Here is a 12,857-nt window from a genome sequence, read left to right as displayed (position 1 = left end):
CGGCGATGAGGAAGGCAGTTCTCGCTCTCGCAACGCTGTCCCTGCTCCCGCTGGCGGGTGTCGCCCAGGCCGAACCCGCGCACATCTCCAACGCCGAGATGCAGGCGGCGTGCGCGGTGCCGGCCAACCGCGACATCAACGTCACCCGGACCGTGCACGACGTCGGCGTCCGCCGCGGGGTGTCGGCGAAGGTGATGCTCGCCGGGTTCGAGGCGGGCTGGGTCGAGTCGCACATGAACAACCTGGGCTGCGGCGACCGCGACTCGCTCGGCGTGTTCCAGCAACGGCCTTCGCAGGGCTGGGGCACGCCGGAGCAGATCATGAACGTCGCGTACGCCGCCGACCGCTTCTTCGCCGAGGCGCAGCGGGTGGAACCGAAGTACCCGAACCTCACCGCGGGTCTGCTCGCGGACAAGGTGCAGCGCTCGTGCTGTCCCGCCCGCTACGACCAGGCCGAGGCCAAGGCGCGGCAGATGCTCGACGAGGTCAGGATCGCGGTCGGCGGCGACATCGGCGTCAAGTGGCGTGCGATGGGCGCGGAGAACAGCGTCGTCGGCGCGCCTGTGAACAACGAGCAGGACGGCGCTCCCGGCGGTCGGTGGCAGGGCTTCCAGCGCGGCAACATCTACTGGACGCCCGCGCTCAACGCCCACCCCGTGTACGGCGACATCCTGACCCGGTTCATGGACACCGGCGACGAGCACCGCTGGGGCTACCCGGTCAACGACGAGTCACCGGGCGCGCACGGCGGCCGATGGCAGCAGTTCCAGACCGCGCACTTCTACTGGACCGCGGCCACCGGGGCGTTCCCCGTCTACGGCGAGATCCTCACCAACTTCATGAACGCCGGTGACGAGCACCGCTGGGGCTACCCGCTCATGGAGGAGGCACCGGGGGCGAACGGCGGCCGCTACCAGAAGTTCCAGAACGGCATCTGGTACTGGAGCGCGCGCACCAGCGCGTACCCGGTGTACGGCGACATCCTCTCGAAGTTCATGAGCACCGGGGACGAGCACACCCACGGCTACCCGAGGGAGGCCGAGAAGGACTGGGCCGGCGAGGCAGGCGGCCGGATGCAGGTCTTCGAGGGCTCGACCTTCTACTGGACGCCCGCCAAGGGTGCCTGGTCGGTGCGGAACTAGTTCTTGAAGCTGGCGTAGTAGGCGGCGGCCAGGTCCTCGTCGCCGTGGCCTCGGGTGACCGCGCGGTTCAGGCGGGCGCCCGAGGCCTGCGCCACGTCCAGCTGCACCCCGGCCCGCGTGGCTGCCTCGTTCACGAGCAGCGCGTCCTTGAGGGCGTTCTGCACGGTGAACGCCGGCGGGAAGGAGCGTTCGATGATCGCGTTGCCCTTCGTCTGCAGGTACGCGCAGTCCAGCGGGCCACCGGAGACGGCCTCCAGGAACAGCCTCGGGTCGAGGCCGGAGGACTCGGCCAGCGCCACGGCCTCACCGACCGCGGCGGTCAGCGAGAGGACCCAGCTGTTCGCGACGAGCTTCAACCGCGTCGCCGCACCCGCCTCGCCGACCCACATCGTGCGGGCGCCGATCACGTCGAACACCGGCTGCACCCGTTCGCGCAGCTCCTCGACACCCGCGGCGAGCACGACGAGGGTGCCGTCCTGGGCCGGTTTGGTGCTGCCGAGGACCGGGGCGTCCACGAACTCCAGCCCGAGCGACCGGGCGAGCGCGATGTGGTCCTCGGTCGACTCGATGCCGACCGTGGAGGCCTGGACCCACACCGCGTCGTGCGGCAGCGAGGGGGCCGCGTCCTGCATGGTCGTGGTGACGGCGGGGCCGTCGTTGAGCATCGTCAGCACGACCTCGACGCCGTCGACGGCCCCCGCGGGCGTGTCCACGACGGTGACGCCCTGCGCGGCCAGCGGTTCGGCCTTGGCGCGGGTGCGGTTCCAGACCCGGACGTCGTGTCCGGCGGCGGCGAGGTTGGCTGCGATCGGGGCACCCATGAGGCCGGTGCCGAGCACGGCGATCTTCATGCCCCCAGCAAACAAGAAACCTCGCGGTGCTGCCAGGTCGGGGGTCCGACAGCACCGCGAGGTCATCCGTGACATCGGCGGACCGATGCGCTCTGTTACACGGCCAGCATACTGTGGCGTGGATCACGTTTAACAGAATGAAACCCCTGGAGCGCGGGAGGTGCTCCAGGGGTTCCCGTTGGGGAGGCACTCGCGCCGGGGCGCCGTGCGAGTGCCGGGTTCTCGAGTGTCAGCGCAGGGTGGTGACCTGAGCCTGGGCGATGGCCATCAGCTCGTGACGCATGGCCGGGGTGGTGGCCATGTCGATCGCGCGAGCCACGGCCTTCCGGTTGCGCGCCTCGGCACGACGGGCGCGGAGCTTCGCTGCGAAGTTCATCTCGGTCTGCACTTCCCTCTCGGAGATCTGTTGGGCTGGTGACTCAAGTATGCACCCTGAGCCCGCCGAAAGCACGCGATTATCCGGTGAGGTGGGGCACACGCCGATGAATCGCCGGTGGACAACGTGAACGACCGGACAACACCGGTCATCCCTCACGCCCAGGCAGAGACCGGCCGACGTACGCCCCGGCGCCCCGCTCCAGGCCCGCTCCGAGGGGCACGCGGGGACCCCGCGTGCCCCAGGAGGGTACGAAAGCTCCCCGCGTGCACTCGCGAAGTGAGGATTGGGGGTGCTGGTGGGAGAGCTGCAAGAGGTAGTGGTTGCGGATGGAGTGGGGTGGCGGTTGGGTGGGTGGTGTGGCTGAAGTGGTGACGAAGGGGACCGGCGAGGTCGAGCGGACCGCCGACCGCGCCCAGGTGGACGTGACGTTCGAGGCGCTCGGCGCCGAACGGTCCGAGGCGGTGAGCACGCTCAACCAGCGCATCTCCGCCGTGGAACCGCTGCTGGCGGACTTCGAGGTGCGGTCGCGCCAGCTGTCCGTGCACGACAACTGGGACAACAACCAGCGCATCGGCAGCCGCGCCACCCAGCAGTACGTGATCTGGGTGTCCGACCTCGACAAGCTCGACGGCCTGCTCGCCGAGCTGGTGCAGGCCGAGCCGTCGTGGGTCAACGGACCGTCGTGGACGCTCGTCGACGACACCGAGGCGGTCCGCGAGGCGCAGAAGGAGGCCGTGGCCGACGCGTTGCGCCGCGCCGAGGGCTACGCGAACGCGCTGGGGCGGCGGCTCGGGCCGTTGCTGCGCATCGGCGACACGGACGGCGGCGGCTACTCGCCGAAGATGATGCGCAGCGCGTCGTTCGAGATGGCCGGCCCGGCCGGGATGGTCGACCAGCTGAACCTCAAGGCGCAGCAGATCACGGTCACCGCGACCTGCACCGCGGCCTGGGCGTTGCTCGACTAGGTCCGGCCCGCCCAGTGCTCCAGGGCGGCCGTGGGGAAGTGTGCTCGACGGAGGGTGCTATCCGGCAGCGAGTTCCCAGAAGTCGCGCATGACCGGCGCCGGCTCGGGATTCGTCATGGCCGTGCGCGTGAGCAGCACGGTCACCTTCCGCTGCGCCGGGACGACGTGCAGCGCCGTGCCCGACCCGCCGACCCAGCCGTAGCGGCCGGGGACGTTCCACGGGTCGACGTCCGCGATGTCGACGCGGCCGCCGCAGCCCCAGCCCTGCCCCTCCAGGAAGATCCGCGCGGCCGCCCGCTCGGCCGCCGAGGTCGTGTCGGTCGCGAGCACCGGCAGCAGCTCGCTCGCGAGCAGACCGCGGCCGAACGCCAGCAGGTCGTCCGCCGTGGAGCTCAGGCCACCGGCGCCGGACGGGAAGACGGGGCTCACGAAGCCCGTGGCGGTCATGCCGAACGGCGCGAAGACGCGTTCGGCGAGGAAGTCGGGCAACGAGCCGGTGACGCGGTCGAGCAGCACGCCGAGCACGTCGTAGGAGGTGTTGTAGGTCCACCCGGTGCCCGGCTGGTGCAGCAGCGGCACCTCGGCGAGGCGCGGCAGCCACTCGTCCGGCGTGGGCAGCTCCGGCACGCTGTGCAGGTGCGCCTTCTCGAACAGCAGCCGCGTGGCGGGCAACGAGAAGTCCGCCGTGAAGCCCCAGCCGGACCGCGAGGTCAGCAGGTGCCGGACGGTGATCGGCGTCGTCGCGGGCACCACGTCGTCGGCAGGCCCCTGCGGCGTGCGGACGACCTTCGGCTCGGCCAGTTCCGGCAGCCACCGCGCGACCGGGTCGTCCGGCGCGATCCGGCCGTCGTTCACCAGCAGCTGCGCGGCGTACGCGACGACCGGCTTGGTCACCGACGCGACCGCGAACGCCGAGTCGCGGGTCTCGCCGCCGACCGCCGCGACCTCCACGTCGTCACCGCAGGCGACGAGCGCCACGGCGTTCGGGGTGGTCCCGCGGTGCTTCTCCAGCACGTCCTGCAAGGTCATGGTCGTCATCCTTCTCCGTGAACGGGTCGGATGTGCTGCCCTCGGGACCGCGCGGAACTCATCGCTCCAGGATCGCCGTGATCCCCTGGCCGCCGGCCGCGCAGATCGACACGAACCCGCGCCCGCTGCCCTTCTGGTGCAGCAGCTTCGCGAGCGTCGCCACGATCCGCGCACCGGTCGCCGCGAACGGGTGCCCCGCGGCGAGCGACGAGCCGTTGACGTTGAGCTTGGCGCGGTCGATCTCGCCGAGGTCGGTCTCCCAGGCCTTCAGCGTCGCGAGGACCTGGGACGCGAACGCCTCGTGCACCTCGTAGAAGTCGAACTCCTGCAGCTTGAGCCCGGCCTTGTCGAGCATCCGCGGTGCGGCGTGCACCGGGGCCATGAGCAGGCCTTCGCCGCCGTGCACGTAGTCGACGGCGGCGGTCTCGGCGAACGTCAGGTACGCGAGCACCGGGAGGTTGCGGGCCGCCGCCCACTCCTCGGTGGCGAGCAGCACCGCGGAGGCGCCGTCGGACAACGGGGTGGAGTTGCCCGCGGTCATGGTGTCGCCGAAGACCGGCTTGAGCTTGGCGAGCTTCTCGACGCTGCTGTCCGGGCGCAGGTTCTGGTCGCGGGTGAGGCCGAGGTAGGGCGTGACGAGGTCGTCGAAGAAGCCCTCGTCGTAGGCGCGGGCGAGGTTGCGGTGGCTGCGCGCGGTCAGCTCGTCCTGGTCCTCGCGGGTGATGCCGTACTCGGCGGCGGTCAGCGCGGCGTGCTCGCCCATCGACCTGCCGGTGCGCGGTTCGCCGTTGCGCGGCAGGTGCGGGACGACGTGGCCGGGCCGCAGCTTGGCCAGCAGACCGACCTTGCGGGTGCGGTTGAACTCCAGCAGCAGCTTGCGGAAGTCCTCGTTCACGCCGATCGGCGCGTCGCTGGTGGTGTCGACGCCGCCCGCGATGCCGGACTCGATCTGGCCGAGCGCGATCTTGTTGGCCACCGCGATGATCGCCTGCAGGCCGGTGCCGCACGCCTGCTGGAGGTCGTACGCGGGTGTCTGCGGGCTGAGCCTGCTGCCCAGCACCGACTCGCGGACGAGGTTGAAGTCGCGCGAGTGCTTGAGCACGGCGCCGGCGACCACCTCGCCGAGGCGTTCGCCCTGCAACCCGAAGCGGCTCACCAGGCCGTCCAGCACCGCCGTGAACATGTCCTGGTTCGACGCGGTGGCGTACGGGCCGTTCGAGCGGGCGAACGGGATGCGGTTGCCGCCGATGATCGCTACTCGCATGCTGCCATACTACCTACTAGCGGGTAGACTTACTAGCGAGTAGGTTGTGTGACGTGGACAGGTACCAGAAGTTCGCCTCGTCGGGACTCGGCCGCCAGCTCGTGCGCAGGCTCGGCCTGCCGAACCCGCATCCGCTCCGCCGCGACGCCGCACTGGCGACACCGGTCCTGGTCGGTGGCACCCCCCGGCTGCCCTTCCTCAAGACGCTCGAAACCGGCTCGGCGCCCTACGGCGCGCTGGTGTTCGACGCCTCCGGCATCGAGACCGTGGCCGACCTGCGGCAGCTGCACGACTTCTTCCACCCGGTGATCACGCAGCTCGGCCCGTGCGGGCGGGTGGTCGTCATCGGGCGGTCGCCGGACTCGGTGGCGCAGCGGGCCCTCGAAGGGTTCGTGCGCTCGGTCGGCAAGGAGCTGCGCCGCGGCGGCACGGCGAACCTGGTGTACGTGGCCGACGGCGCCGAGGACGGTGCCGAGTCGACGCTGCGGTTCCTGCTGTCCGGGCGGTCCGCGTACGTGTCCGGCCAGGTCGTCCACGTGTCGGGAGCCGCGTCGACCGGCACGCTGGAGGACAAGGTCGCGCTGGTCACGGGTGCCTCGCGCGGGATCGGCGAGGCGATCGCCACGATGCTGGCCCGCGACGGCGCGCACGTGGTGTGCCTGGACGTCCCGGCGGCCGGCGAGGACCTGTCGAGGGTCGCGAACGCGGTCGGCGGGTCGGCGTTGCAGCTCGACATCACCGGCGACCCGGCTCGGTTGACCTCGTACCTGATGGAACGGCACGGCGGCGTGGACGTCGTCGTGCACAACGCGGGCATCACCCGTGACAAGACGTTGGCGCGCATGGACTCCGACAAGTGGGACGCCGTGCTGGAGGTCAACCTGGCCTGCCAGGAGCGGATCAACGCGGCCCTGCTGGACGGCGACGTGCTGCGGACCGGCGGGCGGATCGTCGGGGTGTCGTCGATCGCCGGGATCGCGGGCAACGTCGGGCAGACCAACTACGCCACCTCGAAGGCCGGCGTGATCGGGATGGTCACGTCGCTGGCACCGGTGCTCGCCGAGCGCGGCGCCACCATCAACGCCGTCGCACCCGGTTTCATCGAGACGAAGATGACCGCGGCCGTGCCGCTCCTGACCCGCGAGGTCGGGCGGCGGATGAACAGCCTGTCGCAGGGCGGGCTGCCCTCTGACGTCGCGGAGACCGTCGCGTGGTTCGCCGCGCCCGGATCCGGTGGTGTCAACGGGAACGTCGTGCGGGTGTGCGGCCAGATGCTGCTGGGGGCGTGATGTTGCTGAAGGCGGCGCTCACGGCGTTCCGGCGCGGTGACTCCCTTGCCGCACAACCGGTTTCGGCCACCTACGACGTCTCGCTCAAGCACCTGGCGGCGTACAACGAGGTGTGCGGGTTCGGGCTGCGCGACGCGTTGCCGTTGACCTATCCGCACGTGCTGGGTTTCCCGTTGCAGCTGGAGCTGATGACGGGGGCCGGTTTCCCGTTCCCGCTGCCCGGTCTGGTGCACGTCGCGAACCGGATCACGCAGTCGCGGCCGTTGCGCCTGGACGAACCGCTGGAGGTCACGGTGTCGGCGCGCGACCTGCGCCCGCACCCGCAGGGCAGCCAGCTCGACGTGGTGACGGCGGTGTCCGGTGTCTGGGAAGGGGTGTCGACCTACCTGCGGCGCACCGGTTCCGGCTCGTCCTCCGGTGAGGAGCTGCGGCGGCCGGCCGGGTCGGCGCAGTGGCGGGTGCCCGCGGACATCGGGCGGCGTTACAACGCGGTGTCCGGCGACCGCAACCCGATCCACCTGCACCCGTTGAGCGCCAAGCTGTTCGGGTTCCCGCGGGCGATCGCGCACGGGATGTGGACCAAGGCGCGGTGCCTCGCGGCGCTGGAAGGCCGGTTGCCCGAGGCCGTGACGGTGGACGTGAGGTTCAAGAAGCCGTTGCTGATTCCCGGCCGCGTGGAGTTTTCCGCGCGTGAGAACGAGAACGGCTGGGGGTTCGCCGTCTGGGGCAAGGGACCCCACCTGCTCGGCTCAGCGACGTGACGGTGGGTGCCAGACGTTGCCGTCGACGAGGTCGCCGAAGCCCATCCACACGAGGTTCATGAGCCGGGCGGCGACCACGCCGGCCGGTTCCTCGGGGTGGTCGAGCCACCAGTCCGCGAGCGACTCGCCGGCACCGACGAGCGCGGCCGCCAGCGACTCGGCCTCCAGCGTGGTCGCCGGCGCCTTCGTCGACTGGGTGAGCAGCGCCGCGACCAGCGACACCGCGCGCCCGCGCATGTCCGCGAGCTCGGCCGCGAACGGCCCGCCCTGCGAGGACGCCTGCCGGTGCAGCACCTGCCAGCTCGCCCGGTTCTCCCCGACGAACCCGAAGAACGCCCGCAGCCCGCTCCACAGCTGCACGTCCGGTTCCTGGTCGGGCTCGACGCCGGTCGCGATGGCCTCGATCATCCTGGTGGCCTCGCGCCGGATGCAGGTCGCGAACAGCTCCTCCTTCGACCCGAGGTAGGCGTAGAGCATCGGCTTGGAGATGCCCGCGACGTCGGAGATCTCGTCCATCGACGCCGCGTGGAAGCCGAGCCGCGAGAACACGTCGACGGCGGCATCCATGATCTGCCGCTCCCGCACGGCGCGCGGCAAGCGCTTGGCTCGACCTTCTGTGCGCATCACTACCCCTCGGTTCGGAGGTGCAAGATTATCCGATCGGCTTGCCGCTCTATCTACTCGCCAGTAGTCTTACTCGCGAGTAGGTACCAGGAGGTGTCTCGATGACGCACGACCTCACGACCGAGGCGATCGCGAAGCTCAGCCCCGCCGAGCTGATCAGCACGTTGCAGCAGATCTCGCCGGACGACCCCGCGCTGAAGGACGTCGACATCGACGTCATCGCACGCGGCATCGACCCGAAGAAGCTCGGCAAGGACGACTTCGCCGCCCTGCTGAACGCCCTCGGCGCCCTGGCCGACGGCGGCGCGGACCTCGACCTCTCGAAGATGGACCCGTCGAACTTCGCCCGCATCATCTCGCGCGCCTCCAAGGACCAGATCGAGGCGGTCGTCGCGGACCCGGCGCTGCGCGTGCGCGTGCTGGACGAGGTGTTCCGCCGCATGGAGGTCCACTTCCGCGCGGACCGGGCCGGTGCCACCCGCGCCGTCGTGCACTTCCACGTGCTCGAAGACGTCTACGAGGCCATCATCGAAGACGCGACGTGCACCATCAACAAGGGCGTGACCCGCGAGGCCCGCGCCATCGTGACCTTGACGCCGGCCGACTTCCTGAAGCTCGCGACCGGCAACGCGTCAGCCCCCGTGCTGTTCATGACGGGCAAGCTGAAGGTCAAGGGCGATCTGGGGTTCGCGGCCGGGTTCATGAGCCTGTTCAACATCCCGAAGGCGTAGGAAGGTTCTCCCGTGGGTGGCTTCTCGCTCGAACTGAACGAAGACCAGACCGACCTGCGCGACTGGGTGCACGGTTTCGCTCGCGACGTCATCAGGCCGGCGGCCTCGGAGTGGGACGAGCGCGAGGAGACGCCGTGGCCGGTCATCCAGGAGGCCGCGAAGATCGGTCTCTACGGCTTCGAGGCCCTCGCGACCTGGTTCGCCGACCCGATCGGGCTGTCGCCGCCCATCGCCACCGAGGAGCTCTTCTGGGGTGACGCGGGCATCGCGCTGTCGTTGATGGGCACCGGTCTCGCGGTCGCCGGCATCTTCGCGGGCGGCGAGCCGGAACAACTGGCCGAGTGGGTCCCGGAGTGCTTCGGCGACGAGTCGGACCCGAAGCTGGCGGCGTTCTGCGCCTCCGAACCCCAGGCGGGCTCGGACGTGGCGGGCTACCGGACGCGGGCCCGCTACGACGAGGCCACCGACGAGTGGGTCCTGAACGGCCAGAAGGCCTGGGCCACCAACGGCGGCATCGCGAACGTGCACGTGGTCACCGCCGTCGTCGACCCCGCCCTGGGCTCGCGCGGCCAGGCCGGTTTCATCGTTCCCCCCGGCACCCCCGGCCTGTCGTCACCGGGCAAGATCAAGAAGCACGGCATGCGCGCGTCGCACACCGCCGACGTGTTCCTGGACGACGTGCGGGTGCCGGGCCGTTGCGTGCTGGGCGGTAAGGAGCGGTTGGACGCCCGGCTGGCACGAGCTCGTGAGGGCCTGAAGGCCGGCGGCCAGGCGGCGATGGCGACCTTCGAGACCACCCGCCCGACCGTGGGCGCGATGGCCGTCGGTGTCGCACGGGCCGCCTACGACTACGCGCTGGAGTACGCGAAGGACCGCGAGGCGTTCGGCCGCAAGATCATCGAGAACCAGTCGATCGCCTTCGACCTCGCGAACATGCGGATGGAGATCGACGCGTCACGCCTGCTGGTGTGGCGGGCGGCGTGGATGGGCCGCAACAACGTGCCGTTCACCGCGGGCGAGGGCTCGATGTCGAAGCTGAAGGCGTCCGAGGTGTCGGTGTGGGCGACCGAGCGGGCGATCCACATCCTCGGCGGCGCCGGCTACACGCGGGAGCACCCGGTGGAGCGGATGCACCGCGACGCGAAGATCTTCACCATTTTTGAGGGGACGTCGGAGATCCAGCGGCTGGTGGTGTCGCGGATGATCTCCGGGATGCAGATCAAGTGAGTTGATCACCCCAGGCCGTCCTCAGGCCGTCTGAGGGGCGGGGTCTTGCGAGGCTTGAAGACCCCGTCCACCGCGAGCCGTCACCTTCGTCGCCACGGGAACGAGCTGGGCGCCCAGCTGGTTCCCGCGTCGTGCGCAGGGTCTAGCCCAGCGGCACCCCGGCGGCGCGCAGCCACTCGCGCTCACGGGTGTTGTCCGGCATGGCGGGCCAGCCGTTGACGCGGCCGATCAGCACCCAGTACCGCTCGGCCCGCGGGTCCGCGAAGTCGGCGAACTCGCGCAGCCGCCGCACGACGGTCTCGTCGTTCGGCACGTCCAGCGCCTCCGCCCACTTCGCGTTGACGCGGGCGACGACCTCCGCTGCCTCCGCCGAGTCCGGTGCGATGCCGGCCTCGATCGCCTGCCGTGCCTGGTCGATGGAGTAGGTGAACGTCTCCATCTGGTTGCCGCTCGACGGCGGGGTCATGTTCACGTTGTCGCGGCGGTACTGCTCGTGCTGCCGGGACATCCGCTTGATCGACGCGCGGAAGTCCGGGTCCTGCACGAGCTTCGCGAGCTCGACCCAGGCCTCCAGCTGTTCCGGCGACGGGTCGTCCGGCAGCTCGATCCGCACGGACCGCATGTGCTGCTCGAACTGCGGGTCCAGCTCGTACGGCCCGAACACGTCCTCGAAGAAGTCGTCGAGGATGCGCTGCCGCTCCTCGTCCGACATGCGGGCCAGCTCGTTCATCAGTTCCATCTCCCCTCCCTTGGCGACGGCGCGCAGCACGGCACGGCGGAGCCGCAACGTCCTCATCTGCGCGTCGATCGCATCAGCGTGTGCACGCGCCACGTCGGTCACCGACACCTCCTTGGCGAGCACCCGCCCGGCCGTCGGCAGGTCCACACCCAGGTCGCGCAGGGTGCGGACGAGCTTGAGCCGGGCGACGGCCTCCGCGTCGTAGGTGCGGTACCCGCCGGCGGTCCGGTCCGTGGGCGGGATGAGGCCCGAGTCCGAGTAGAACCGGATGGTCTTGACGGTCAGGCCGGTCATCCTGGCCAGCTCGCCGATCTGGTAGCGCGTCACGGGGACAACTGTGCAGTCTCCAGTGGCTGGAGGGTCAAGCCGGATTGGCCGAACAGGTGGCTGAACAGCGAAAGGCCCCCGTGCCGCAGCACGGGGGCCTTTCACGGACCTGGGATCAGTAGGTCAGCGCGATGCCCGGCTCGGCCAACAGCGCGCCGACGTCGGCCAGGAACTGCGAGCCCTGCTGGCCGTCGACCACGCGGTGGTCGAACGACAGCGCGAGCTGGCAGATCTTGCGGACCTTGATCTCGCCGTCGACCACCCACGGCATGTCGCGGATCGCGCCGAGGGCGAGGATCGCGGACTCACCGGGGTTGAGGATCGGCGTGCCGGTGTCGACGCCGAAGACGCCGACGTTGGTGATCGTGATGGTGCCGTTCATCATGTCGGCCGGCGCGGTCTTGCCCTCGCGGGCCACCGTGGCGAGCTCGTCCAGCGCGACGGCCAGTTCCTTCAACGACATGCGGTCGGCGTCGCGGACCTTCGGGACCACCAGGCCGCGCGGCGTGGCGGCCGCGATGCCGAGGTGGACGTAGTCCTTGTAGACGATCTCGTTGGCCGCCGCGTCCCACGTGGCGTTGACGTCCGGTGTGCGGCGGGCCGCGAGGATCACGGCCTTGGCGCAGAACGCGAGCGGCGTCAGCTTCACGCCGCGGAACTCCGGGTGGTTCTTCAACCGGGCCCGCAGCTCCATCATCGGCGTCACGTCGACCGTCAGGAACTCGGTGACGTGCGGTGCGGTGAACGCGCTGTCCACCATCGCCTGCGCGGTCGCCTTGCGGACGCCCTTGATCGGCACCCGGCGTTCCCGCGTGCCGTTGTCCACAGTGGACGCAGCAACGGGTGCGGCAACCGGTGCGGACACCGCGTTCTCCACGTCGGACCGGGTGATCACGCCGCCGGGGCCGGAGCCCGTGAGGGCGCGCAGGTCGACGCCGAGGTCCTTGGCGAGCTTGCGGACCGGCGGCTTGGCCAGCGGCACGTACCCGCCGGGGGCCGAGACCGGAGCCGCCGCAACGGGTTCCGGGACGACCGGAGCAGGAGCGGGGGCCGGCGGTGCCGCGACGGCGGCCGGGGTGACCGCGGCGACGGCGGCGCCGGCGGCGCCGGCCACGGCCGGGGCGTCCTTGCGGGCACGGCGCTTGGCCGCACCGGACTTCGGGCCGTAGCCGACGAGCGTCGCGATGCGCCCGCCCGGCATCTCCTCGCCGATCTTGCCGGACGAGGTGCCGTTCGTCTCTGCCGCGGCAGGAGCGGGGGCGGGTGCGGCCGCGCCACCGGGGTCGGTGTCGATCGTGATGATCGGGACGCCGACCTCGACGGTCTGACCGGGCTCCGCGAGCAGCTCGGTCACGACGCCGGCCCACGGGCACGGCAGCTCGACGGCGGCCTTGGCCGTCTCGATCTCGACGATGATCTGGTTGACCGTGACGGTGTCACCGGGCTTCACGTGCCAGGTGAGGATGTCGGCCTCGGTCAGCCCCTCAGCCGTGTCCGGCAGGGGGAACTGCTTGTACTGCGGCATTTCC

General features: G+C 70.7%; 13 protein-coding genes. 6 read left to right on the top strand and 7 right to left on the bottom strand.

What is annotated here, in order from left to right; translation table 11 throughout:
• Window positions 1-5 precede the first annotated feature (5 nt).
• Window positions 6-1,142 carry an LGFP repeat-containing protein gene (locus ACVDFE_RS06755; protein ID WP_458429905.1) on the top strand — a complete coding sequence of 379 codons (1,137 nt, stop codon included), beginning with the start codon at window positions 6-8 and terminating at the stop codon, window positions 1,140-1,142.
• On the opposite strand, the gene ACVDFE_RS06750 is transcribed toward ACVDFE_RS06755, so the two are convergent.
• Together ACVDFE_RS06750 and ACVDFE_RS06745 are read right to left on the bottom strand one after the other, a co-directional pair.
• Window positions 1,139-1,993 (bottom strand): NAD(P)-dependent oxidoreductase, encoded by an 855-nt coding sequence (locus ACVDFE_RS06750; protein WP_458429902.1) that lies wholly within the window; start codon window positions 1,991-1,993, stop codon window positions 1,139-1,141. The genes ACVDFE_RS06755 and ACVDFE_RS06750 overlap by 4 nt on opposite strands.
• A gap of 229 nt (window positions 1,994-2,222) precedes the next feature.
• Complete coding sequence (locus ACVDFE_RS06745) at window positions 2,223-2,369, bottom strand: hypothetical protein (RefSeq protein ID WP_167969512.1); 147 nt, start codon at window positions 2,367-2,369, stop codon at window positions 2,223-2,225.
• Window positions 2,370-2,728: 359 nt separating this feature from the next.
• On the opposite strand from ACVDFE_RS06745, the gene ACVDFE_RS06740 reads away from it, so the two are divergent.
• Window positions 2,729-3,337 carry an SIMPL domain-containing protein gene (locus tag ACVDFE_RS06740; protein WP_458429901.1) on the top strand — a complete coding sequence of 203 codons (609 nt, stop codon included), beginning with the start codon at window positions 2,729-2,731 and terminating at the stop codon, window positions 3,335-3,337.
• Between the two features lie 57 nt (window positions 3,338-3,394).
• On the opposite strand, the gene ACVDFE_RS06735 is transcribed toward ACVDFE_RS06740, so the two are convergent.
• Both ACVDFE_RS06735 and ACVDFE_RS06730 read right to left on the bottom strand, forming a co-directional pair.
• Window positions 3,395-4,366 carry a serine hydrolase domain-containing protein gene (locus ACVDFE_RS06735; protein ID WP_458429900.1) on the bottom strand — a complete coding sequence of 324 codons (972 nt, stop codon included), beginning with the start codon at window positions 4,364-4,366 and terminating at the stop codon, window positions 3,395-3,397.
• Window positions 4,367-4,424: 58 nt separating this feature from the next.
• On the bottom strand, window positions 4,425-5,630 hold the full coding sequence (locus ACVDFE_RS06730) for an acetyl-CoA C-acetyltransferase (RefSeq protein WP_458429899.1): 1,206 nt from the start codon (window positions 5,628-5,630) through the stop codon (window positions 4,425-4,427).
• A gap of 53 nt (window positions 5,631-5,683) precedes the next feature.
• Between ACVDFE_RS06730 and ACVDFE_RS06725 the strand changes: the two genes are divergently transcribed.
• Window positions 5,684-6,919 carry a 3-oxoacyl-ACP reductase gene (locus ACVDFE_RS06725; protein WP_458429898.1) on the top strand — a complete coding sequence of 412 codons (1,236 nt, stop codon included), beginning with the start codon at window positions 5,684-5,686 and terminating at the stop codon, window positions 6,917-6,919.
• Window positions 6,919-7,680 (top strand): MaoC family dehydratase, encoded by a 762-nt coding sequence (locus ACVDFE_RS06720; protein WP_458434280.1) that lies wholly within the window; start codon window positions 6,919-6,921, stop codon window positions 7,678-7,680. The genes ACVDFE_RS06725 and ACVDFE_RS06720 overlap by 1 nt, the downstream gene beginning before the upstream one ends.
• Here the strand turns inward: ACVDFE_RS06720 and ACVDFE_RS06715 are convergent.
• Window positions 7,669-8,304: a TetR/AcrR family transcriptional regulator gene (locus tag ACVDFE_RS06715; protein ID WP_360394060.1), complete on the bottom strand. Its 636-nt coding sequence runs from the start codon at window positions 8,302-8,304 to the stop codon at window positions 7,669-7,671. The two genes, ACVDFE_RS06720 and ACVDFE_RS06715, sit on opposite strands and share 12 nt — an antisense overlap.
• A 101-nt stretch (window positions 8,305-8,405) precedes the next feature.
• Here ACVDFE_RS06715 and ACVDFE_RS06710 point away from each other — a divergent pair, with 101 nt between their 5' ends.
• Complete coding sequence (locus ACVDFE_RS06710) at window positions 8,406-9,035, top strand: SCP2 sterol-binding domain-containing protein (protein ID WP_360394057.1); 630 nt, start codon at window positions 8,406-8,408, stop codon at window positions 9,033-9,035.
• 12 nt (window positions 9,036-9,047) lie between these two features.
• Window positions 9,048-10,262 (top strand): acyl-CoA dehydrogenase family protein, encoded by a 1,215-nt coding sequence (locus tag ACVDFE_RS06705; protein WP_458429897.1) that lies wholly within the window; start codon window positions 9,048-9,050, stop codon window positions 10,260-10,262.
• 142 nt (window positions 10,263-10,404) lie between these two features.
• Here the strand turns inward: ACVDFE_RS06705 and ACVDFE_RS06700 are convergent, their stop codons facing one another.
• Entirely contained in the window at window positions 10,405-11,328 is a 924-nt protein-coding gene (locus ACVDFE_RS06700; protein ID WP_458429896.1) for a helix-turn-helix domain-containing protein, read from the bottom strand.
• Between the two features lie 115 nt (window positions 11,329-11,443).
• A complete protein-coding gene (locus ACVDFE_RS06695; protein ID WP_458429895.1) occupies window positions 11,444-12,853 on the bottom strand; it encodes a dihydrolipoamide acetyltransferase family protein in 1,410 nt (469 codons plus the stop codon).
• Window positions 12,854-12,857: the final 4 nt, after the last annotated feature.

It is taken from the genome of Lentzea chajnantorensis, from assembly GCF_054300775.1.
Note: the sequence above shows the minus strand (reverse complement) of the source record. Positions and strands in the feature narration are given on the sequence as shown.